Origin of the sequence: Halodesulfurarchaeum formicicum (assembly GCF_001886955.1) — an archaeon.
Classification (GTDB): domain Archaea; phylum Halobacteriota; class Halobacteria; order Halobacteriales; family Halobacteriaceae; genus Halodesulfurarchaeum; species Halodesulfurarchaeum formicicum.
On record NZ_CP016804.1, the window covers coordinates 1,541,322 to 1,563,381 of the forward strand.

Below are 22,060 nucleotides of genomic sequence, written 5' to 3' on the forward strand. Positions count from 1 at the left end.
AAGCTGGACCAAAAAGGAGCGAAACGACAACACAGATTAGTTACTTCAACCAGTCACACCCACCTTTTTCGCGGGCCTGACGGCCCGCCAAAAAGCTGGACCAAACCAGAACCCAAACTCAGGTCAACTGAATGTCGTCCACGTCGAAGTGCCGTTTTGCCAATCGCTTTGCGGCCTCGATGTTGCGCCCCTTCTCGCCAATCGCGATGCCGTGGTCCTCGTGATCAACCTCGGCGTACGCGACCCGGTCGTCGTTCTCCGAAATCGTCACGTTGTACACCGCCGCGGGCGCGAGCGCGTTCGCGACGAACCCCTCGGGGGTGGGGGCGTCCTCGATCAGTTCTACGTCCTCCCCGAGACGGGCCTCCAGTCGTTTGACCCGTTTGCCGTCCGGCCCGATCGCCTGCCCCATCTCGCCGGCGGCCACGACGAAGAGGACCTGCTCGTGGTCCTCGTCGAGCACGCAATCGACGGCCGTCGCCCCGGTCACGTCCTCGAAGAGGACGAGGTACTGCCGTGCCGTATCGGAGAGGCTGACACGCATCTCAGTCCGAGCGACTCGCCCGCATCCGCAGGTCGACGTCGCCAGTCCCGAGTTTTACCGGCTTGCCGACGATGACGTTCTCGATCACGCCGTCCAGATCGTCGACCTCGCCGTGGATGGCCGCATCGAGAAGGTGGTTCACCGTCACCTCGAAGGCGGCCCGCGCAAGCACGCTCTTCTTGTTGCCCGAGATGCCGTGGCGGCCGATCGACTCGATCGTCCCCTCGTTGGTCATGATGTCCGCGACCAGCATGAGGTGGCGGATGTTCACGTCGCCAAGGCCCTGTTCCTCGAGGGTGTCCCGGGTCTCCTCGATGATGGCCTCGCGGGCGGCCTCAACGCCAAGGACCTCGTAGATCTCGTGGATGTTGTTACACGTCGTCCGGGAGGCATCAACACCCTCGATGTCGAGGACGTCCTTGAACGCCGAGCCCTCGGTGTAGAGGACGAACTCCTCGCCCTTTTCGGTCTCCTCCTTCCGGATGACGACCCGGGAGACCTCCTCGATCCCCTTGAACACCACGTCCCGAAGCTGCTCGACGAGCTGGAGGAGTTCGCGGTAGCTCGGCCGCTCGGGACCGAACTCCAGGATCATGCCGTCGCGACGGACCTCCACGCCGAGTTCGCCCCGAATCACGTCGGCGATCTCGGCGGCGACTTCAGCGGTGTCGGGCACCGTGGGCCAGCGCTCTTCGAGTGTGTCCTCGTTGAGGTCGATGCGGACGATCATGTCCGCGACGTTCGTCGAGATGTCCCCCAGCGCGAGGATCTTCGTCGCCTCGATCTGCCAGACCACCTCGTGGGCCCGGTCGCGGTCGGTCGCGTACTCCTCGTCCAGATGGACGGTCATCATCGGGGTATCCGGGGTCTTCCGGGCGTCCACGAGTTCGATCAGTCGTGGCAGGCCCTGCGTGACGTCGATCTCAGCCACGCCCGCGTAGTGGAAGGTGTTCATCGTCATCTGCGTTCCGGGTTCCCCGATCGACTGGGCGGAGACGGTGCCCACCGGATCGAGCGGGTCGACCCGGGTGTCGACGTACTGGGCCTCGACCGCATCGACGATCTGTGCGGCCTCCTCCGTGGAGACGGAGCGTTCCTCGATCGTCTCGTAGACCTCGTCTTTGAGGCGGCGCGTGAGATCCGAATCCTCGACGAGGGCCTCGATGTCGTCTGTAATAGTCGTCATTGTGTCACCTCCCAGCTCTCGCCGTGTTCGGAGAGATTGGTCGTCTCGTCGCGTTCGCCGAGGAAGGCCGCCCGTTCGGCCTCGTCGGCGAACTCGGCTTCGAGCACCTGATCGGCGATGTCGTCCACGTCGATCTCGTGATCGACCGACGAGGAGACCTCGACCGGACTGGTGCCGTCCTCGCCGAACTCGAACTGCACGATCGTGTCACTCGTGTCCCGGACGGTCCCGTCGTACTGGGTCTCCAGTTCGGAGAGGGCGTTGATGAGCCGCCGCTGGAGGTACCCGGACTTCGAGGTCCGGACCGCCGTGTCCACCAGCCCCTCGCGGCCACCCATGGCGTGGAAGAAGAACTCCTTGGGCGTCAGTCCGCCCGTGTAGGAGTTTTCCACGAACCCGTGGGCTTCCGCGGAGAGGTCGTTTGGTTTGAAGTGCGAGAGGGTGCGGTCCTCGTACCCGCGGTTAATGCGCTCGCCCCGAACCGCCTGCTGGCCGACCGCGCCGGCCATCTGGGTCAGGTTGAGCATCGAGCCACGGGCCCCGGACCGGGCCATCACGACTGCCGGATTGACATCCGAGAAGTGCTCCTCGGCGATGTCACCTGCGGAGTCCCGGGCCTTGCCGAGTGTCTGCATGATCTTCATCTCCAGGGTCTCGTCGATGGTTCGACCCGGGAGGCTCTCGAGTTCCCCCCGCTCGTAGGTCTCGATGAGTTCCTGCACGCGGTCGTAGGCGTTCTCGATCGCCTCATCGATCTGGTCCTGAGCGGCCGGCGGAATCGTCTCGTCGTCGATCCCGATGGAGAACCCGAAGTGCATGATCGACCGAACCGCGAGCGCGGAGATCTCGTTGATTAGCTCGCGTGCCCGGGTCTTCCCGTACTGCTTGGCGACGGTGTCGACGACCTCGCCGCCGAACGCACCGACCGCGTCCTCGTCGATCGTTCCGTCGACGAGTTGGCCGTCGTCGACGATAACGGTGTCCCCGGCGGAACTCGTGAACTCCAGGTTGAGCCCCTCCGGCAGCAGTTCGGAGAACAGCTGGCGGCCGGTCCACATGGGCTGACCGCTCTCGTCTTCGGTTGCCGGCTCGGGCAACTGGTCGATGCTGGTCTGGCGGAGCAGGTCCAGTGCCTGGGTCTCGTTGAACGTCGGGTTGGAGTTCGTCAGCAGGTAGGTGCCCGTGATGTGGTCTTGGATGGAGCCGACGATGTTCTCCCCAAACCGCGGGCTGAGCATCTGCTCTTGCACGCGCATGAGGACACGGGCCTCGGCCCGGGCCTCCTCGTTCTGCAGGGCGTGCATGTTCATCTCGTCGCCGTCGAAGTCAGCGTTGTACGGTGGACAGACTGTGGTGTTCAGCCGGAAGGTCTTGTAGGGCATCACCACGACCTCGTGGGCCATGATCGACATCCGGTGCAGCGAGGGCTGCCGGTTGAAGATCACGATGTCGCCGTCCACGAGGTGTCGCTGGACCTCCCAGCCGGGTTCGACTCGCTCGGCGAGTTCCTCGGAGACCTTCTCGGTGACCCGAACGCGTCGCCCGTCCGGCCGGGTGACGTAATTCGCGCCGGGATGTTTATCGGGCCCGTTGGAGACGTACTTCCGGGCGCGTTCGAGGTTGTTCTCGTTGACGACCATCGTCTGGGTCATCTCCTTTGCGACCCGGTCGGGCACCCCGACCTCGTTCAGCGAGAGGGTCGGGTCCGGACTGATGACCGTCCGCGAGGAGAAGTTCACGCGCTTCCCGGAGAGAGACCCGCGGAACCGTCCCTCCTTGCCTTTGAGTCGCTGGGAGAGGGTCTTCAGCGGCCGACCCGAGCGGTGTCGGGCCGGCGGCGTCCCGCTGATCTCGTTGTCCATGAACGTGGTGACGTGGTACTGCAGCAGTTCCCAGAGGTCCTCGATGATCAGCTGTGGCGCGCCGGCCTCACGATTCTCCATGAACCGCTGGTTGATCCGGATGATGTCCACGAGCTTGTGGGTCAGGTCGTCTTCGGAGCGCTGGCCGTTGTCGAGGGTGATCGACGGCCTGGCGGTGACCGGCGGCACCGGCAGGACCGTGAGGATCATCCACTCGGGCCGGGAGTGCTCGGGGTCGATCCCCAGCACTTCCAGGTCCTCGTCGGGGATGTCCTCGAACCAGTCCCGGATGTCCGAGGGCATGAGTTTGTTCATGTCCTCGGTCGTCAGATCCGTCGAGAGCGCGCGTTCGAGGGCCTCTCGGTCCTCCTTGCGCGGTCGGAACTCCCCGGAAAGGATCTCGTTGATCCGATCGAGGGCGATGTCGGTCTGGTCAGCCAGGTCCTGCGGGGCGACCGGTTCGGACGCCTCGTCCTCGGGGTCGGGCTGCATCGCCTGAGCCATCCGCTCGGAGTAGTCCTCCGCGAGGACGTCCTGGACCTCATAATAGGTCGTTGGCTTCTCGTGTTTGATGTCGTACTGTTTCTCCCCGCAGTGGGGACAGACGTCGGTCTTCCGGGCCTCCCGGATCGCCGATTTCAGCACGTCTGAAACGTCCTGATCGAGGCTCCGCACCCGTTCGAGGTCGTCCTGGAACTCGGCCCGGGACTCCTCGTCGAGGAGCAGGCGGGAGCACTCCCGACAGGTCCCCCGCAGGAGCCGGCGGATGAGCTTCGCGAACCCGACGTGGATCACGGGGGCCGCAAGCTCGATATGACCGAAGTGGCCGTTGCAGGAGCCCGAACGCTGCCCGCAGGTCTTACACTCCAGCCCGGGGTCGATCACGCCAAGTCGGGGGTCCATCAGTCCCATGTCGATGGGGAACCCGTCGTCGTCGTAGGTGTCGGCCGTGATGACCTTCGTGGCGCTCATGTCGCGATACTCCTCGGGGTTCATCAGCCCGAAGCTGATCTTCCCGATCGACTTGGGGCTCTGTCCAGATGACATTTATACGGCGTCCTCCAGTTCGAGTCGGGGAGCGATTCCAAGGGCCTTCATCTCGTCGAGCAGGAGCTTGAAGGCGTAGCTCATCTCGATCTCGTGGACGTCGGTCTCCTCCCCACAGTTCGGGCAGTACACCCGTCGTTCGTTCGCGTTCTCCACTGCGGTCATGCCACAGTTGCCACAGACGTGGATGTACTCCTTGTCCGAGGAGTCCACCAGGCGCTCTTTGAGCACCATGGCCGCACCGTGACCGATGACGGTGTCACGCTCCATCTCACCCAGGCGAAGGCCACCCTCGCGGGCACGCCCCTCCGTGGGCTGGCGAGTCAGGACCTGCACCGGTCCCTTCGACCGGGCGTGGATCTTGTTCGACACCATGTGGTAGAGTTTGTGATAGAAAATGGTGCCGACGAAGATCTCGGCCTCGATCTTCTCGCCGGTGACACCGGAGTACATGACCTCCTTCCCGGAGGACTTGAATCCGTGTTCCACCAGGCTGTCGCGAAGTTCCTCCTCGTCCTCGCCCGTAAAGGGCGTTCCGTCGACGCTTCGGCCCTCGAGGGACCCGGCTTTCCCGCCGAGCATCTCCAGCACGTGGCCGACCGTCATCCGTGACGGCAGGGCGTGTGGGTTCAGGACCAGGTCGGGAACGACACCCTGTTCGGTGAAGGGCATGTCCTCCTGGGGCGCAAGGTGGCCCACCACGCCCTTCTGGCCGTGTCGCGACGCGAACTTGTCCCCAAGTTCGGGGATTCGCTCGTCACGCACGGAGACTTTCGCGAGCTTCGAGCCGTCTTCGCCCTCCATCAGCGTGACCGTGTCCACGACCCCGTCCTCCCCGGACCGCATGGTGACCGAGGTCTCCCGGCGCTTCTGCGGGCTGAGTCCGCCCATGTCGTCCGGCTCTTCGAGGAAGCGTGGTGGAGAGGTCTTTCCAAGCAGCACGGAACTCTCGTCGACGACGGTCTCGGGATTCACGAGACCGTCCTCGTCCAGATGCGTGTAGGCGTCCTCGCCGCGAGAGCCACGGACGTCCGTGTCCGGGATCTCGAAGCGGTCCTCCTGGCCGCCTGGGTAGCGCCGTTCCTCGCCCTCGTAGGTGCGGAAGAAATGAGAGCGGGCGAGGCCGCGCTCGACGGAGCCTTTGTTCATGACCAGGGCGTCCTCGATGTTGAACCCCTCGTAGGACATGACCGCGACGACGAAGTTCTGACCGGCCGGCCGTTCGTCGTACCCGATCTGCTCGGTGGTCTGAGTATTGACCATCGCCTTCTGGGGGTAGTGCATAAGGTGCTGGCGGGTGTCCGGGCGAATCCGGTAGTTCGCCGCCGGCAGCCCCAGGGACTGTTTCATCATCCCTGCACCCATCGTAATGCGCGGCGAGGCGTTGTGCTCGGGGTACGGAACCATCCCGGCCCCGATACCGAAGATGAGCTGTGGGTCCAGTTCCAGATGTGTGTGATCCTCGGTGAGTTCGTCCTCGTCGACCGCGACGAGGATGTCTTCCTCCTCCTCGGCGTCGATGTACTCGATCTTGCCGGCCTCGACGAGGTCCTCGAACTCCAGGTCCCCGTTCTGCACGGCCTCGACGTCGGCTTCGGTCACCAGCGAGTCGCCGTCCTCGACGACCAGAAGCGGGCGACGGGCCCGGCCGGCGTCGGCGTTGACGATGACCTCGTCGGTCCGTTCGCTAACCGAGACGTTGACCATCTCGCTTACGTCCCCGCGGCGTCGTGCCTCTCGAATCTGTGCTGCGAGCCCCTCGGGGTCCGGATGGGTCCCCACGAGGCTCCCGTTGACATAGACTTTCGCGTCTCGTCCCTGACTCATATTAATCGTCTGCCGGTGTGTGTTCGGTAGTGATCTCCGGGATGCCCTCGACGCCCATCGAGGCGAGTTCGGCCTTGAGTTCCCGTTCGTCCTCGACGTGCTGGGAGAGTTCCATCGCCTGGGCGAAGTTCTTCACGAGCCCACAGTTCGGACCCTCCGGGGTCTCGGAGGGGCAGATCCGCCCCCACTGAGTGGCGTGCAGGTCACGGGCTTCGAAGTGCGGCTGGCTCCGGGAGAGCGGGCTCCGGAGCCGGCGAAGGTGTGAGAGAACCCCCATGTAGTCGGTGCGGTCGACCAGCTGGGAGACGCCGGATCGGCCGCCGACCCAGTTCCCCGTCGCGATCGGGTGCTCGAGGCGTTCGGTGAGCACGTCGGATCGGACCACGGTGGTGACCGTGAGCTGTCGGTTGCGCATGTTGGCCCGCTCGAGCTGGTATTTCACGTCGCGAGCGAGCTTGTTGAGCGCCGTCCGGAAGAGGTCGGTCATCAGATCGCCCGAGACCTTCAGGCGCTTGTTGGCGTAGTGGTCCTTGTCGTCGGACTGCCGGCGGTGTAAGGCCAGCTCGAAGGCCGCCTCGGCCATCCGGCAGAGATAGTAGGCCTTGTTGATCCGCACGTCCTCCTCCTCGACCTCGTCCTCGTGGAGATGTGGGAGCAGGTAGCGGTCGATCACGTAGTTCGCGCGTTTGAGCTGGTAGTTCTTCCCCTGGCCGGAGGCCACGCGCTTGCCCAGTTCCTCGATGGCTTCCTCCTGGGTCTGGACGCTGGCTTCCTCCAAATTCTCCAGCATGAACTTCACGATCTCCGGGTCGTCGGAGACCCGATGAACGATCTCCTCGTCGGACTCCAGGCCGAGGGCCCGGACCAGCGTGACGAAGTCGATCGAACCCGAGATGCTCGGGAAGGAGACCTCAAGCAGGCCCTCGCGATTCCGCTCGACGAGCACCAGCGCCCGATACCCGCGGCGCTGGGAGAAGGTCTTTGCGACCTGGATCTCGTCGCCGTACTTGGTGTCGTACTCCGCGAGGATCTTGTTCGGCGCGAGGTCCTCGCTTGTCATCAGGACTCGCTCGGAGCCGTTGATGATGAAGTACCCACCGGGGTCGGCGGGGTCCTCGCCGATCTCGATGAGTTCCTCGTCGTCGAAGCCGGCGATGTTGCACTTCTGGGAGCCGACCATGATCGGCATGCGGCCGACCTTGGTCTCGGTGGTGTCGAGCACTTCGATGGGTTCCTCCTCGCCACCGCGTTTGATCGTCATCTCCATGAAGACCGGCGCGGCGTAGGTGATGTTGCGCAGGCGGGCCTCCTGGGGGTAGAGGAGTTCTTCGGAGCCGTCGGCCTCGCGGACGCGGGGCGTGACCACGCGCACGTCGCCGAGTTCGACCCAGACCGGTTCTTCGTCTTCCTTGTCACCGATTTCGGTCTCGATGCGTTCTTTCTCGGTGACGACCTCCTGCATGCCGCGTTCGAGGAACGCGTTAAAGGAGCGGAAGTGGTGGTCGGCGAGTCGTTCCTTCGAGAAGTACGACCGGGACAGTTTGCGTCGTTGTTCCGTTTGCATTATTCGATTACCAGTCGATACACGGTGGCCGTGTCAGTCGTTCGGGATTCACGGGTGATCTGGATGACATCCCCCTCTTCGGCCGTCTCCGGCAGGGCCGGATCGCTGGCCTTGATCTTGGGGAGGTCGGTCCGCTTGATCCCGTACTCTTCGAGAACGCCCTCGAGGGCCGCATCGTCGAGGACGGTATGCTCCGGTACGAGTTCGTGTTGGCTTACATCTACCATGGATGCACCTGGCTGTGGGGAGAACTGCTCACGAGATACTACAGATTATTAAAGGAAGCGAACGGATAAGTCTTGTCAACTCAACCGGCCTTGCTATTTCGGACCACGAGTTGGTACTTGTAACCACAGGGCCTTCCTTTGGAAAGCCTTATACACATCACCCAGTTATCGAGGAGTGAAGCCCGGATGGTGTAGTGGCCCATCATACGACCCTGTCACGGTCGTGACGCGGGTTCAAATCCCGCTCCGGGCGCTTCTCTTCGACATTCACCGTCGAGCAACCAGCTTTGCTGTGTTGCGAGACGTGAATTCGCGGTGGTGAACGACCGGCGGGATTTGAATCAAGCAAACGCGAACGGTAGTGAGCGTTTGCGTCGGGTTCAAATCCCGCTCCGGGCGTTCTCAGTAACTCACGCCGTTGAGCAACCAGCTTTGCTGTGTTGCGAAACGCGTGATTGCGGTTGTGAACCCCGTCGGGATTTGAACGAGAGAAACGCGAGCGCAGCGAGCGTTTCGCGTTGTTCAAGTCCCGCTCCATTTCTGCAGATGAGCACGGCGAGTGCCTTGGGGATGGTTCACGCGCTAATCCTCCGTGTGGTCCTGGTCAGTCAGGCCGTGGACTAACGAGTCGATCAACACGTTGCGGGCCGATTCGTACTCCTCGATGGAACTCAACGTCTCGAACTGCTCGCGGAGACGAACCGTCTGGGAGAGCAACCGCAAGAGGTCGACGACGGCCACCGGATCGTCGAGCTGGAATCGCGGGTTGCGCGTCCAGCGTTCGGCCAGGGTGACAAGCGTATCCCGCCCCTCCTTGAAGTTGCCCAGCTGTTGCTCCGGCGGGAGGTTCCGGAGTAGCTGTTGGCGCTCGTTCTCGACGACTGCCCGATAGAACAATGGATTGGTCTCCAGTTCCTCGAACAGGGCTTCGAGACCCAGCCGGACCTCGGATCGAATATCCGGTGCAGAGTCGAGTTTTCCCTCGTAGGACTGGGCGATCCGCTCGACTTCGTGGTCCAGAACGGTGAGATACAGGGTCCCCTTCGAATCGAAGAACTGATAGAACGTACTGGTCCCGATACCGACTTCGTCGGTCAAGTCCCGGACGCGGGTTCGCTCGAGGCCAATCGCCGTGAACAACTCTTTCCCCGCCTCGATGAGTTCAGCACGAATCCGCTCCCGCTCATCTTCGGAGAATCCCTTCATCGTCGTTCACCCGGAGTGATTGCCACGTGTGTTTCGGTCATACTGGACTTGCTACGAACTTGTGAACAAAAACATTTTGTATTTTTGAATTCCTATTTCGAGCCATGAACCGGCAAACGACTGGTCGCACCCGCCTCGCAGTGCAGCGACGGTTGGATCGAGATAGATCAGGCGCCCCAATCGAGGTGACACCAGGCCGATGAGTTCCCGCCAGTCGGGGCTCGCGTTGCTACTGTCGGTCCTGCTGATCGCCTCGGGAACGGTCGCGATGGCCGGGGTCGGCGCCGCTCAGACGGCAACGGCTGCCGGGACCGCCCAGGGGGAACCGGATCTCGACGTCCACCTGCCCCAGGACACCGTCATGCCCGGCGAGCGGTCCCAGATCGACCTCCAGATATCCAACGACGGAGAGATGGAATGGGGAACCGCGGAGTACCAGGAGATAGTAACCTCGGCCCGAAACGTTCGGGTCGACATGGAGGCCGAGGGCCCGCTCGAGGTGCAGGGCGGTGAAATGGCCGTTGGAACGATTACGACGAACAAACCACGTGACGTGCCACTAACCCTCAAGGTGCCCGAAGGGACGGAGCCAGGAACCTACGAGATCGATGTCGATCTCGAATACTCCTACACTGATATTGTCTGGATCGGCAGTACACGGGTCGATGAAGACACCGAACAGGTCACCCGAACCGTCGAAGTCGAGGTCGACGACGCGCCACGCTTCTCGATCGAGAACGCCACCACCGACGTTCGGATCGGCGACCGGGGGTCGATGGCCGTAACGCTTGCTAATACGGGATCACAGACGGCCGAGGACGTTCGGCTGGCACTGGAATCCGCAAGTGGGAAGTTCCTGTTCGGACAGGCCCAGGCCGACACGAGCCGTGTCGATACACTCAAGCCAGGCGAGAACGCGACCCTCGAGTACGACGTGACCGTCCCGCCGGAGACGAGCCTTCGAGAGTTCTCGCTCGCTGGGACGGTCCAGTACACGGATCCGGACGGATTGCCCGGGGTCCACGAAGGATTATCCGTGGGTGTGAAACCGCTCCCCGAACAGACCTTCGATGTCGAAACCACCGAGTCGACACTTCGGATCGGTGAGGAGGGCGAACTTCGAGGAACCGTGACCAACACGGGTCCGGAACCGGTCCAGGATGTCGTCGTCCAGTACGCCGAGGAGTCGACCACCTCGATCATCCCCGTCGAGACCAAGATTGCAGTTGGTGATCTCGAACCTGGAGCGTCTACTGACTTCGTCCTGCCCCTCGAGGTCACCACGAGCGGGAAGGCAATCACCCACTCCCTGAACCTCGCGGTCACGTACCGCAACGCGGACAACGAAAAACGGGCCTACAAGGACGTGAACGCAGCAGCTGCTGTCGACGAGCGCCGCGACCAGTTCGATGTCGTGGTCGAAGACGAAACCATCCAGGCCGGGGAAGAGCGCACCATCGAGGCGACGGTCACCAACCAACTCGACGAGGAGGTCACCAACGTCGACGTGAAACTCTTCGTGGACGATCCACTCGATAGCGCAGACGACGAGGGATACATCGGCTCGCTCTCGCCCGGAGCGTCACGCACTGTCACCCTCGAATTGAGCGCCACGGGCGAGGCGGTTCCGAAGGTCCATCCGGCTGACTTCCACGTCAAGTACGAGGATGCGGACGGCACTTCGAAGATCTCAAATACCGTGACCGTCCCGATCACTGTCACGACGGCCGAGGACACGGGGATCGGGTGGATGCAGATCGCTCTCGTCGGCCTGCTCCTCGTGCTCGTGATCGGGGGCCTCTGGTACTGGAGGGGGTGACCGATGGCGGCCAGCGAGCGGATCGACTCGGCGGTGCAAACGGTCGTCGACACCGTCGTCGACCGACCGGGAGCCGTTATTGCCGGGTTTCTGCTGGTGACCGCCGTCTTCAGTCTCGGGATGGGACAGGTGACGATGGGCGGCTCCGATCAACTCGACTCGTTCACCGAAGGGGTGCCCGAACAGGAGGCCCTCGATAGCATCGAGGCCGAGTTCCAGGGGCCATTCGAGACCGACTCGGAGTCCACCCAGTTGGTACAGAAAGGGGACAACGTCCTTTCACGGTCTTCCACCCAGGAAATGTTGCTCCTGCTGGAAACGATCGACCAGCGGGAGGACCTGTACATGGACGCTGCACAGGGCCCCGCTACCGCCATCGCCCAGGCGATCGATCCGAGCGCGGAGACACCCGCCGAGCAGCGACGAGCCATCGAGCGAGCCAGCGAGACACAGTACGAACAGGCCGTCAAGGCGGTCGTCGAACAGCCCACCATCGAGCGAACACTGAGCACGGATCTCAACCCCCGTGAGGGGACCGCTTCCGCGGCGATAACCGTCATCACCCACACGCCACCCGAACGGGCCGACGAGATCCAGTCCATTCAGACGTCGATCCAGTCGATGGCCCAGGACAGCAGCGCGACGATCTTCGTCATCGGTGACGGGCTCATCGAGTCCGAGATGAACAACGTCATCAACGACTCGCTTGCGATCGTGATGCCGATCGTCGTGTTGCTCATCCTCGGCTTTCTCGCGGTCGCCTACCGCGACCCGATCGACATGGTACTCGGGTTGATCGCCCTCGGGATGACCATCGTCTGGACGTTTGGCTTCCTCGGGTTCGCAGACGTGCCATTCGACCTGACGATGATCACGGTCCCGGTGCTGCTACTCGCCGTGGGAGTGGATTTCGGCATCCACATCATCAACCGCTATCGCGAGGAAACCGCGATCGGGCGGGACCATCTTCCATCGATGCGGGTCGCACTGGGACAGCTCCTCGTCGCCTTTGTCATCGTCGCCGTGACGACCCTCTTCGGATTCGGGGCCAACATGTCCTCGGACCTGGTCCCGATCCAGCGGATGGGATTTGCGGCCGGCGTCGGGATCCTGTTCACCTTCTTCATCTTCGGGGTGTTCCTCCCGGCCGCCAAGATCGAGTCGGATCGGCTCCGGGAGCGATTCGATTTCCCGGAGTTCGACAACACCCCCATCAGCAGTGACGAGTCGGCGCTGGGGCGTATTCTCGCCGTCCCGGCACGGATCAGCAACCGGGCCCCGGTGGCGGTGGTCCTCGTGATCCTGCTTTTGACCGCCGGGGCCACCGCCTACGGGGCTGGCGTCGACAACACCTTCGAGACCGAGGACTTCCTCCCGCCGGAAGACCAGCCGGACTACGTCGAGAACCTCCCCGCCGGACTCGCCCCCAGCGAGTACACGATGACCGAGACCACGAACCTCATCGAGGATCGCTTTGCGACCGCGGAGAGCGAATCGGTGATGGTGTACGTCGAAGGGCCACTCGACGCGGACTACGCCCTCGAAGCGCTGGTCGAACCCAACGCGGACCCACCGGACGCCTTCGCGGTCGGCCCCAACGGGGAGGCAGACAGCCGGAGCATCGTGACCGTCATCCAATCCTACGCCCAGGCCAATCCGGCGTTTGCCAAACTCGTGGCCCGCAACGACATCGACGGGAACGGCGTGCCGGATCGAAACCTCGAACGGATCTACGACGAACTCGAGGACTCGCCATACAGCGATCGCGCGTCGGAGTACCTGACCGAGGACCGGCGCGGTGCCACCATCTCGTATGCGGTCGATGCCGACGCGACCCAGAACGAGATCGAAACGGACGGGACGCAACTCGCCGATGACTTCCGGTTCTCGGCGACGGCCACGGGCGACACCATCGTCTTCGGGGCGATCGCGGACATCGTCTTCGAGTCCTCCATCCAGAGTCTCATCCTGGCGATCGTCCTCTCCGGGGCCTTCCTGATCGTCGTGTACTGGCTGCTCGAAGGGCGGCCGATGCTCGGGGTCATCAACGTCTTCCCGATCGTCGTGGCCGTCGTGGTGTTGCTGGCCACGATGCGGGCCCTGGACATGGCGCTGAACGCCGTCACCGCGACGATCCTCTCGATCGCGATGGGGGTCGGAATCGCCTATTCGGTGCACGTGATCCATCGCTACGTGGACGAGGTCGGCGACGGAACCGACACGCAGGAGGCACTGCTGACCACGCTCACCGGGACCGGCGGCGCACTCGCGGGGAGCATGGCGACGACCTCGCTCGGGACGGGCGCACTCGCGTTCGCGATCTCGCCCGTGCTGGGTGACTTCGGCTTCCTGATGGCCCTGAGCGTGTTCTACTCCTTTGCGGCCTCGGTGATCGTCCTGCCGCCGGCCGTGCAGGCCTACGCTCGCTGGGACGGCTACGCGGTCTAGCTCCCTGGGGCGTTCGCGGCTGGTGGGCTTTTCTGTCGGACGTGAATTGGTACGAGATCCTGGCTCGCATGGCCGAGCCCGTCCCATTACGAGTTGGGTTCGTGTCTACAAGCCGCGGCCTCGTTGCTGTGGGTTCGATCAAACGCGTTGCAGTGTGGTCGGTCACGGTCGTACTCTTGGGAGGGGTGGTCGCGAGTAGCCCGTCTTTGTTGGGGGCTTCGGAGTTCGATTGGCTTCACGAGAGAGAGCTCCCACCAAACTCACGACGACGGTGCACGTCTCGTGATTCGATCGCTTGGTTTCGAGGCCTCCGGACGGCGAGAAGAAATGTGCTGGGGGGTAGCCGGTTGTTCATGGGGGTTCGCGATCAATGGAGACGGCAGGCAAAGCCCACCACCGATTCGTCACGGAGCGATCCGGTTGTGTTTCATCGCGCTACCCATTCGGAATTGACCGACTGCTTCGTATTCGTGATCAGTACCGCAGACGCTCGCGGGGTAGCGCTGGCCCAGCAGCCCGAGTTGATAGCGAGGAACGCAGTCAAATCATCGGGTGCCACAGCTGTCGCTGATCGGGCGTGAAAAATGAAAAGTTGGGTAGGGGTAATTCGACCCCCAGGGTTGGAGGTCGAAGTGACCGGTAACGCCGGTCAGTCGTTTTTACTTACTTAGTTGCGGCGGAGCGCGAGGAGCGCAGCGCCGAGCAGTGCGACGAGAGCCAGGCCCATGGTGAAGCCGGGCGTCTCAGTCGGGGTTTCCGTGGGGGCTTCGGTCGTCGTGTCGGCCGGAGCCTCCGTGGTCGTGTCGGCGGGTTCCTCAGTCGTGGTCGTCGTGTCGGCCGGCTCCTCAGTCGTGGTGTCGGCCGGTTCCTCAGTCGTGGTGTCGGCCGGCTGCGCCTCCTGGACGAGACCATCAGCGGCGAAGTTGTCGCCGTCGTCATCGTTCAGCAGGTCACCGCGGAGCGAAGCTTCGAATTCGTCGCCATCAGACTGCTCGCTGAAGTCGAACGTGCCAGCGAAGCTGCCGTCCTCCGCGACGACGAGTTCGGTCTTCTCTTCGACGAAGCGAGCGTCACCCGTGCCGGAGGCACGGATTGTCACTTCACTACCCGGCGCGATGTTGGTAGTTCCGGTGATCTCCTGCTCCTCTGCAGCTTCCACGACAATGTAATCCGTACCCTCGACATCCGTCAGGTCAAAGGACGCCGTGATGTCCTCGAACGTGACCGAGGCCGTAACCGTCTCGTACTCGTCTTCGAGGGAGTCCTCGTCACCGTCGTACGTGTCAGGACCACTGTAGTCTGCAGCGTACTGCAGGAGCCAGTCATCCTGAACGTCGAAGCTGACTTCGTACTCTTCCTCGTCCTCGAGAGTGCTCAGATGATCTGCGTTATCGCTGTCCGCAAGGTCCACCTGATTGACCAGGACGTAGTAGTTGTCACCGCTCTCGTCATAGAAGACCGTAAGGTCCTCTTTGTCGAGGTCTGCGAGGTTCAGAGTCTCAGCATCCCGGTTCGCACCCGGTGCTGCCTGCTCAAACGTAATGTTGAACGTTTCGTTCTCTGCTCCCTGCAGCGCAGTGTAGAACTCATCCGTAACAACTCCATCCTCGAAGGACGAGTCAAGCATGAAGCCGTTCAGACCGCTTGCGCTGATTTCGAGGACGACTTCGTCATCCATCGCGACCGTCTCGGTCTGAGTCAGCTGACCGTCTTCGACCGCAGTGGTAACGTCATCGATCGTCTCAATGTCACCAGCGTTGCTGCTGGACGCAGTCCACACATTCATCGAATCCGTCGAGCGCTCTTCGATCCAGAGCGTCCCCACGTTATCGGACTGGTCAATTGTGTTCGCACCGTTCGTGCCAGATTCACCAGACTTGACGCTCAGCTGGTAGTCACCGGTGTCCAGCACATCAGCGAACTTGTCGTCATCGCCGGCGACAATTTCGCTTTCGTCCGTAATTTCAGCGTCCGTGTCGTCGTCCGCAATCCAGACAGCGTCACCGATCGTGTCGTTGCCTGCCTCCATCGTGTTGAAGGCCACGGTCACGAGGTCTTCGCCACCGCTGTCGATCGAGATGTTTGCCTGGTAGTTATTGTCTGAGACATCACCGATGACCAGTTGACCCGTCTCCGTGTCCTGGAATGTGACCGGGATGTATGCAACGTCACCCTGCTGCTGAGTGACCGAAGTCTCGTCGAGGCCAAGTTCGCCAGTTGCCTCCTCCTCAACATCAATCGATGCGGAAGCAGAGGCGGTGCTGTCGACAACCTCGAAGTTGAACGAGTAGCTACCGGTGCTGATACCGTCGAAGTCTGCGCTAATTTCACCGTCTGCGTCCTCGATCACGATCTCATCGTCATCCTCGGACGCATAGGGGGAGCTAGTGTCTTCAGTGAAGATGTCAGTCAGATCCTCGTGGTCGAGGTTATCTGCCGACACAATCACATTGTAGTCGTTCCGGAGCGAAGATGAGAGTTCAACGAAGGTCTCCGTATCGTCGCCCTCGTTTTCGATGCTCTCCTCGTCCCACTCGGCATCAAGGTCCTGTTGGACCAGCTCGAACCGCACGTCATCAGAGCCGATTTCGGTACCGCTCGCGTTGTCCGTGATGACGTACTGGCCAGCTGCCAGGTCAGAAGTATCAACGGAAGTCTGATCGCTAAAGACTGTGAGAACCTGTTCAAGATTGCCGACCTCTCCGTCATCAACACTACGAAGTTCAGTGTCCGCAGCGACAAGGTTGTTAGTGGCGGCACTCAGGTACTGACCAAGGTACTGGGTTCCCTGGGCACTGTCGTCTGCGACGGTGAAGTCAAGCTCCAGGTCGCTCACATCGTACGCATCGTTCGTGAGCGTATACGTCGCGTCACCGTGCTCGGCGTCCGAGACACCAAGGCCGGTTAGAGTGACGTCAACCTGAAGTTCATCGCCATCTTCGTAGTTCGAGGCGTTGAGGCTATTTTCAGTAATCGTAATGTTGACAGCGTTCACGTCGTCTGCCCCGTAATCATTGACAACTTCCGCGTTGATTGCGGAAACTTCGTTTCCAGATGCGTTTGTCAATGTTGCAGAAGCAGTAGCGCCGTCGAAGCTGATGCCATTGGTTTCAGTGAATGAAATGTTGACAACGTTACCGCCATCAGCTACTATATCTGTGCCATTCGTCACATTAAATGTGACATTTTGGCTTGCTGTGCCATCCGTGACGGTGACAACTTCTGCGCCGCCATTGTCACCTTGAACTGCCGCAGCCGCTCCACCTGCAAACGCGATACTGCCCACCGTAATGGAGAGCACCATCAGCGCCGCAAGGAAGAGGGCGCGGAGTTTTCCGTTATTGCTTGTCATGATTATCGTTCGTGCTGACTGATTTCCCGTCTGCATGTTTCCATGCGAACGGCTCCCGGTCAGCTGTGGGAGTGGGTAGGGGTAATCGAACAAAGGCAAGACTGCTATAAATGCTTTGTGTGGCCGTCTCGGTCTGGCAACGGTTCACACGGACCGCTGCGGGCCTGTCGCGGGCGTCTGGAGCCAGGCGGGTGAGAGTGATGGAAAACGAGTTCGTTACCCCAACTCGAAACCCCGACTCGTGGAACTCAACTATTTCATTCCCATCCAAAGATAATTAGTCTCGGGCGACCAATATCAAATCGGATCCGACATGGTGAGCATGAAAGAAGTCACGGGCGCGCGCGAGACATCTGGTTCCCCGCCAGGCAGCGAGGAGTGGACGGCCCAGACCAAGGCGATCGATCGTGTGATCGAAATCGCACTCACGCTCGATCAGCCCCGAACTGCGGCGTGGGTGGCCGAGGAAGCGGCCGTCGCGGAACAGACCGCTCGTGACCACCTCGCCAGCCTGACCACCCTGGGAGTTGTCGCGACGACTGAAGCCCGCGGCGTCACGAAGTACCAACTCGATCGCGCATACCGACGGTTCACGGCGGTCGCCCAGTACGTCGAACAGTTCGATCGGGACACGCTCATGGATCGGATCGCGACGACCCAGGACCAGATCGCGACGACCAAAACCCGCTATGGGGTCGAAACGCCGGCCGAACTGCGGCTGCGGGCAACCGAGGCAGACACCAGCGGTGAGACGGTCCGCGAGTACAAGCAAGCGGCCGCCGAGTGGGAGACCCTGGTCCACCGACTCGACGTCCTCGAAGAGGCCCTGGAGCGCTACGACGAGTTCAGCCGAGAACGGGCGATAGCGTAATGCCGGCCCCACCGACACCCGGCCGGAATCCCTTCGACCATCCAATCGGGGGGACCCGCGAGCGGGCACTGACCGCGATGGCGACCAACCTGCGAAAGATCCCAGGGACCACGAACGTTCGATTCGAGTCAAGCACAACCGGTGTCGACGAAGAACTCGTGGGTGAACTGGATCCGAACATCTACGGGGACGGAATCCTCGATGTCGCTGCTGCCACCGTGACGCTGAACTGGTGGCCCCAGCCCGACAGTGATGCATACTGGTATCGAATTCACTACCACGATAGCTCGGGATTCGATTGTGGGTGGCATCGTCACGAAAACGACCACGTCGACGGCCTGGACCACTACCAGGAGCGGGACTCACCTGACGAGGACTACGTTTACTACCCCTTCGAACCCGAATACACGAACCCGATCGGCCTCGTCTGGGAGATCGTTGACGGCCGATTGAGCACGCGACTCGAAATGCGCTACGGTGAGGGCTGAGTGCGGTGTCGGTGCGCACAATCGCGGTGTCATCCCAGGTCCCACCACACCGCGCTCTTGCAGTCGTTCCAGGTTTGTGGGAAAACCCATCGAACATTAAGGAAACGGAAATGAAGATTGGGTGATGGCAAACGACGTCGCGGGAGCGACCCGGGCCCAGGGTGATCGCAGCACCCAGCGGCTCTTCGTCGAACTCGACGTCGAACTCGCCGACACACACCCCTGTCCGCTCTGCCGGTTCGAGGAGTCCATCGTCGACGTGCGCCACCAGGTCGGCCAGAAGCGCTGTCACCTGGACGCGAAGATGACCGACTCCTACTGTTCCTGTCCCCACGAGTGCACCACGGTCGAACACATCGAAACACAGATCCAACCCGACTGTGCCTGCCCGGTCTTCGTGAAGTACGGCTGTGTCCCCCAGGTCACCGAGAGCGACGGCTCGACGGTCCTCATGAAGACCTACCTCACCGATCGCGAGCGACTCAGCGACCTGATCGGGGACCTCCGGGCGGCCGTCGAGAGCGTCTCGGTCCGACGACTCAAGCGCGTTGACACCCAGGACGAGCGGGACCGCCAGAAGTTCGTCACCCTCGATCTCTACGAACTCACCCAGAAACAGCGCCAGGCGATCACCGCGGCAGTCGCGGCGGGTTACTACGAGACCCCCCGGGAGGTCTCGCTGGGCGAGTTGGCCGACCGCCTGGACATCTCGAAGTCGGCACTCAGCCAGCGGCTGAAAGCCGCCGAATCCAAGCTTGTGACCGGGGCCTTTTCCAGGGCCTCCGCGGGTCAGTAGCCCCCAATTCCATGGTTGTAGAAATCGGAAACCCACTTAAATAACTGGATAGTGTAGACATATTTGACAGGTCCCACGGTATTCACAACCCTCTGCAAATATGTCCTCCCAACACACCCACACCGCGGTTTCCGGCGAATCGTCGACCGGTCCGCCACTCGTCGCCACCCTGGCCATCGAACCCGAACAGGAGATGGAGTGCCCGCTATTCGAGGGGACCGAGGAGGTCGACTCCCTCGAACAGAACCTCACCTTCGAATCGGACTGCTCGGAGAACTCGTGTCAGGGGACCCACGACCACGGGACCTGCAACACCGCCATGGCCGCGGACGGGAACGAGGGTGAGAGCCAGTTCATGCGCGCGGCGATCACCCCCGGCTGTTTCTGTCTCCAGTTCCACCAGGTCGACTGCATCCCGACCTTCGAGCGGACCAACCGGCAGAAGGTCATCGTCACCGTCCAGATTCCGGACCGGGAGACGCTTCGAGATCTCATCAGTCGGCTCCGGGCCACCGGCTCCACGGTGAGTGTCAACAGCATCACCCAGTCCGCCCCCGACTCGGGCGGCTCGATCCGGATCGACACCTCCGAGATCACCGAGAAGCAACTCGAAGCCCTGGAGGTCGCCGTGGAGACTGGGTACTACGACTCCCCGCGCCAGGCCGACCTGGAGGTGCTGGCCGACCGACTGGACGTCTCGAAGTCGGCGATCTCTCAGCGGCTCAAGGCCGTCGAATCCCGGCTGGCCCGCAAACTCGTCGGCCAGCTTTCGGGCCAGTGACGGTTTGAAGCGGAGGAAAGTACAGGTTAAACTACAGGGGCCAGAGACCCGTCGGTCCCAGTATGTGCCCGAAGTGGTGGACGGCCAGGACGCGTCGGGCGGGTGGGGGACCGAACAGAGCCCGGCGAACCCACCCGGCGATCCTTCGCACCGGTGGTCCACATGTCGGATAGTGACCCACCGCTCTACGTGACCTTTCGAATCGCGGATCGGGCAGCCCTGCGGAAGGTGATCCAGGCCTACGGGTCGATGGAATCAGACATCGAGACGATCACGATCGTCGACCCCGAAAACGAGCACTCACATCCGCTCACGATCGAGGTCGGCAATCTGACGAAAAAACAGTGGGAGGCGCTGCGGGTCGCTCACGAGAAGGGGCACTACACCTCGCCCCGCGGGGGCCACCTCGAGGAGATCGCCGCGGACCTGGGGATCTCGAAGTCCGCGGTCTCCCAGCGACTCCGGGCGGCAGAATCCAAAATCATCCCCGCAATACTGGGGACCAAAGACGTCCACACGCGAAAATCGAAGTAGCGAGTCGCGGCTCGCCTAAAACCCTGCATATTTCAGACGAATCCCTTTCGCCGACGGTCGCGGCATTCGAGTCATGGGAGACGACGGCCTATCCAGTGACGTCAAAAACCGGCTTTCGGAGCGCCGCGAGGCCAATCAGGGCGCGAGTGGCACCCTCATCCTCAGCGACGAGGAGGCCTACGTACACGACACGATCACGATTCGGGGGCTCAACCTCCCCCCAGACGCGGAACTCGACGTGTTCTGGCGGACCGTCGAGGGAAAGTGGGGGGTCCTGCAGGGCAACGAGGTCAACGGGGCCCAGTATCGCCCCCGGACCATCCACGCGCTCACGGCCCAGACCGACGACCAGGGGAAGTTCTCCGAGGAGTGGACGGTCCCCAAAGACTACGGCGGAGAGCACACGATCGAGGTCCGGAACGGCGACGACGAGGCGATCGCGACGGCCGCCGTTCGCATCCGTCCGCACTTCGAAATCGAGGAGACCGAAGCCCCGCTCGGCGGCTTTTTCACCGTCACGGGATACGGCATCGGCCCGAACGTCGTCGAGAACAACTACCAGCTCACCTGGGACAACGGCATGGTCGGGTTCATCACCGGCGTGAAAAATCACGGCACGGCCACGGCTCGCATCCGTGCGGCCGGCCCCGTGGGGAGCCACCAGATCCAGGTCTGGCGCAACTATCGCGGCGTGCCGTTCATGCAGAACAACACCCAGTCCCCGTTCGGCGAGGTCGCCGCCGGCCGCCAGTACCAGTTCGACGTCGAGGTCACGGAACCGGACTCCGAACTCGGCGGCTACTGGGTCGAGGAACTGTTCGACGAGTCCCCACTCCAGGTACACGTCCCCGACCCCGAGGTCGAACACGACGCCACGATCGACATCACGCCCCAGTCCGGCCAGCCGGGCACCGACGCGGTCATCACGGGCACGGACTTCCCCGCGAACACCGACGTCGAACTGGTCTGGCACTCACATTCCGGGCACCGGGTCAAGGACATCCCGATCCGACCCGAGCCACTGCCCGAAGTGTTGCCCACCGTCACCACCGATGAAGACGGCCGCTTCCAGGAGGAGATCACCATCCCACAGGACAAGGGCTCGACCAGGCCGATCGCCGCGAAGATCGACGACCGGTCCGTCGCCACGACCGGCTTCATGATGCAGGCGGACATCCTGGAGGTGAGCCCACAGACCGCCGAACAGGGCGAGACGATCGAGATCGAACTCGGCGGCATCGGGTGGCCGACCTACGAGAACGCCTACTACTTCGTCTATGACAACAAGCCCATCGGCTATGTCTGTGGGCTCGAGGCCCGGACCGCAAAGACCGAGATCACCGCCAGCGGCCAGCCGGGCTATCACTTCATCGACGTCTACCCCAGCTTCTTCGACGTGAAAGACGACGAGCCCAACTTCGAGTTGACACCACACCTCTCCTATCTCGACAACCACCCGATCCGGCCGCTCCCGGGGCTACACATGACAATCGAGATCACCGAATAAC

General features: G+C 62.2%; 16 protein-coding genes and 1 tRNA gene. 9 read left to right on the forward strand and 8 right to left on the reverse strand.

The features are described from left to right. Window positions 1–118 precede the first annotated feature (118 nt). The 6 genes from HSR6_RS08000 to HSR6_RS08025 are packed head-to-tail and all read right to left on the reverse strand — an operon-like array spanning window position 119 to window position 8,257. On the reverse strand, window positions 119–544 hold the full coding sequence (locus HSR6_RS08000; protein WP_070365380.1) for a NusA-like transcription termination signal-binding factor: 426 nt from the start codon (window positions 542–544) through the stop codon (window positions 119–121). 1 nt (window position 545) lies between these two features. Beyond that, a complete protein-coding gene (rpoA2, locus tag HSR6_RS08005) occupies window positions 546–1,730 on the reverse strand; it encodes a DNA-directed RNA polymerase subunit A'' (RefSeq protein ID WP_071933294.1) in 1,185 nt (394 codons plus the stop codon). Then, window positions 1,727–4,639, reverse strand: coding sequence for a DNA-directed RNA polymerase subunit A' (locus HSR6_RS08010; protein WP_070365382.1), 2,913 nt, complete (start codon window positions 4,637–4,639; stop codon window positions 1,727–1,729). Before HSR6_RS08010 ends, rpoA2 begins: the two co-directional genes overlap by 4 nt. Further along, complete coding sequence (rpoB, locus tag HSR6_RS08015; protein WP_070365383.1) at window positions 4,640–6,466, reverse strand: DNA-directed RNA polymerase subunit B; 1,827 nt, start codon at window positions 6,464–6,466, stop codon at window positions 4,640–4,642. It abuts the gene before it with no gap. A 1-nt stretch (window position 6,467) separates the two neighbouring features. Then, window positions 6,468–8,030, reverse strand: coding sequence for a DNA-directed RNA polymerase subunit B'' (locus tag HSR6_RS08020; RefSeq protein WP_070365384.1), 1,563 nt, complete (start codon window positions 8,028–8,030; stop codon window positions 6,468–6,470). Continuing rightward, window positions 8,030–8,257: a DNA-directed RNA polymerase subunit H gene (locus HSR6_RS08025; RefSeq protein ID WP_070365385.1), complete on the reverse strand. Its 228-nt coding sequence runs from the start codon at window positions 8,255–8,257 to the stop codon at window positions 8,030–8,032. Before HSR6_RS08025 ends, HSR6_RS08020 begins: the two co-directional genes overlap by 1 nt. 180 nt (window positions 8,258–8,437) lie before the next feature. Between HSR6_RS08025 and HSR6_RS08030 the strand changes: the two genes are divergently transcribed. Then, window positions 8,438–8,510: transfer RNA gene (locus HSR6_RS08030), tRNA-Asp, on the forward strand. Between the two features lie 329 nt (window positions 8,511–8,839). On the opposite strand, the gene HSR6_RS08035 is transcribed toward HSR6_RS08030, so the two are convergent. After that, window positions 8,840–9,463: a TetR/AcrR family transcriptional regulator gene (locus tag HSR6_RS08035; RefSeq protein ID WP_071933295.1), complete on the reverse strand. Its 624-nt coding sequence runs from the start codon at window positions 9,461–9,463 to the stop codon at window positions 8,840–8,842. Between the two features lie 199 nt (window positions 9,464–9,662). On the opposite strand from HSR6_RS08035, the gene HSR6_RS08040 reads away from it, so the two are divergent. Together HSR6_RS08040 and HSR6_RS08045 are read left to right on the forward strand one after the other, a co-directional pair. Then, window positions 9,663–11,282, forward strand: coding sequence for a COG1361 S-layer family protein (locus HSR6_RS08040; RefSeq protein WP_071933296.1), 1,620 nt, complete (start codon window positions 9,663–9,665; stop codon window positions 11,280–11,282). 3 nt (window positions 11,283–11,285) lie between these two features. Beyond that, a complete protein-coding gene (locus HSR6_RS08045) occupies window positions 11,286–13,730 on the forward strand; it encodes an efflux RND transporter permease subunit (RefSeq protein WP_071933297.1) in 2,445 nt (814 codons plus the stop codon). Window positions 13,731–14,397: 667 nt separating this feature from the next. Here HSR6_RS08045 and HSR6_RS08050 read toward each other — a convergent pair. Then, window positions 14,398–17,082 carry a BGTF surface domain-containing protein gene (locus tag HSR6_RS08050; protein ID WP_071933298.1) on the reverse strand — a complete coding sequence of 895 codons (2,685 nt, stop codon included), beginning with the start codon at window positions 17,080–17,082 and terminating at the stop codon, window positions 14,398–14,400. Window positions 17,083–17,404: 322 nt separating this feature from the next. On the opposite strand from HSR6_RS08050, the gene HSR6_RS08055 reads away from it, so the two are divergent. The 6 genes from HSR6_RS08055 (at window position 17,405) to HSR6_RS08080 (ending at window position 22,059) form a co-directional block, all read left to right on the forward strand. Then, window positions 17,405–17,953, forward strand: a complete 549-nt coding sequence (locus HSR6_RS08055) for a DUF7342 family protein (RefSeq protein WP_071933299.1) — start codon at window positions 17,405–17,407, stop codon at window positions 17,951–17,953. Continuing rightward, the gene (locus tag HSR6_RS08060; protein WP_071933300.1) at window positions 17,953–18,441 is read left to right on the forward strand and encodes a hypothetical protein; all 489 of its coding nucleotides are present in this window, start codon (window positions 17,953–17,955) and stop codon (window positions 18,439–18,441) included. The genes HSR6_RS08055 and HSR6_RS08060 overlap by 1 nt, the downstream gene beginning before the upstream one ends. A 124-nt stretch (window positions 18,442–18,565) precedes the next feature. Then, window positions 18,566–19,237, forward strand: a complete 672-nt coding sequence (locus HSR6_RS08065; protein WP_071933301.1) for a helix-turn-helix domain-containing protein — start codon at window positions 18,566–18,568, stop codon at window positions 19,235–19,237. Window positions 19,238–19,337: 100 nt separating this feature from the next. After that, complete coding sequence (locus tag HSR6_RS08070; RefSeq protein ID WP_071933302.1) at window positions 19,338–20,018, forward strand: helix-turn-helix domain-containing protein; 681 nt, start codon at window positions 19,338–19,340, stop codon at window positions 20,016–20,018. Between the two features lie 162 nt (window positions 20,019–20,180). Then, the gene (locus HSR6_RS08075) at window positions 20,181–20,552 is read left to right on the forward strand and encodes a helix-turn-helix domain-containing protein (RefSeq protein ID WP_070365394.1); all 372 of its coding nucleotides are present in this window, start codon (window positions 20,181–20,183) and stop codon (window positions 20,550–20,552) included. A 73-nt stretch (window positions 20,553–20,625) separates the two neighbouring features. Continuing rightward, window positions 20,626–22,059 carry a hypothetical protein gene (locus HSR6_RS08080; RefSeq protein WP_071933303.1) on the forward strand — a complete coding sequence of 478 codons (1,434 nt, stop codon included), beginning with the start codon at window positions 20,626–20,628 and terminating at the stop codon, window positions 22,057–22,059. Window position 22,060: the final 1 nt, after the last annotated feature.

Coding starts and splice junctions, on each gene's coding strand:
- HSR6_RS08000 (WP_070365380.1), bottom strand. CDS start 544: ATGCGTGTCAGCCTCTCCGATACGGCACGGCAGTACCTCGTCCTCTTC.
- rpoA2 (WP_071933294.1), bottom strand. CDS start 1,730: ATGACGACTATTACAGACGACATCGAGGCCCTCGTCGAGGATTCGGAT.
- HSR6_RS08010 (WP_070365382.1), bottom strand. CDS start 4,639: ATGTCATCTGGACAGAGCCCCAAGTCGATCGGGAAGATCAGCTTCGGG.
- rpoB (WP_070365383.1), bottom strand. CDS start 6,466: ATGAGTCAGGGACGAGACGCGAAAGTCTATGTCAACGGGAGCCTCGTG.
- HSR6_RS08020 (WP_070365384.1), bottom strand. CDS start 8,030: ATGCAAACGGAACAACGACGCAAACTGTCCCGGTCGTACTTCTCGAAG.
- HSR6_RS08025 (WP_070365385.1), bottom strand. CDS start 8,257: ATGGTAGATGTAAGCCAACACGAACTCGTACCGGAGCATACCGTCCTC.
- HSR6_RS08035 (WP_071933295.1), bottom strand. CDS start 9,463: ATGAAGGGATTCTCCGAAGATGAGCGGGAGCGGATTCGTGCTGAACTC.
- HSR6_RS08040 (WP_071933296.1), top strand. CDS start 9,663: ATGAGTTCCCGCCAGTCGGGGCTCGCGTTGCTACTGTCGGTCCTGCTG.
- HSR6_RS08045 (WP_071933297.1), top strand. CDS start 11,286: ATGGCGGCCAGCGAGCGGATCGACTCGGCGGTGCAAACGGTCGTCGAC.
- HSR6_RS08050 (WP_071933298.1), bottom strand. CDS start 17,082: ATGACAAGCAATAACGGAAAACTCCGCGCCCTCTTCCTTGCGGCGCTG.
- HSR6_RS08055 (WP_071933299.1), top strand. CDS start 17,405: ATGAAAGAAGTCACGGGCGCGCGCGAGACATCTGGTTCCCCGCCAGGC.
- HSR6_RS08060 (WP_071933300.1), top strand. CDS start 17,953: ATGCCGGCCCCACCGACACCCGGCCGGAATCCCTTCGACCATCCAATC.
- HSR6_RS08065 (WP_071933301.1), top strand. CDS start 18,566: ATGGCAAACGACGTCGCGGGAGCGACCCGGGCCCAGGGTGATCGCAGC.
- HSR6_RS08070 (WP_071933302.1), top strand. CDS start 19,338: ATGTCCTCCCAACACACCCACACCGCGGTTTCCGGCGAATCGTCGACC.
- HSR6_RS08075 (WP_070365394.1), top strand. CDS start 20,181: ATGTCGGATAGTGACCCACCGCTCTACGTGACCTTTCGAATCGCGGAT.
- HSR6_RS08080 (WP_071933303.1), top strand. CDS start 20,626: ATGGGAGACGACGGCCTATCCAGTGACGTCAAAAACCGGCTTTCGGAG.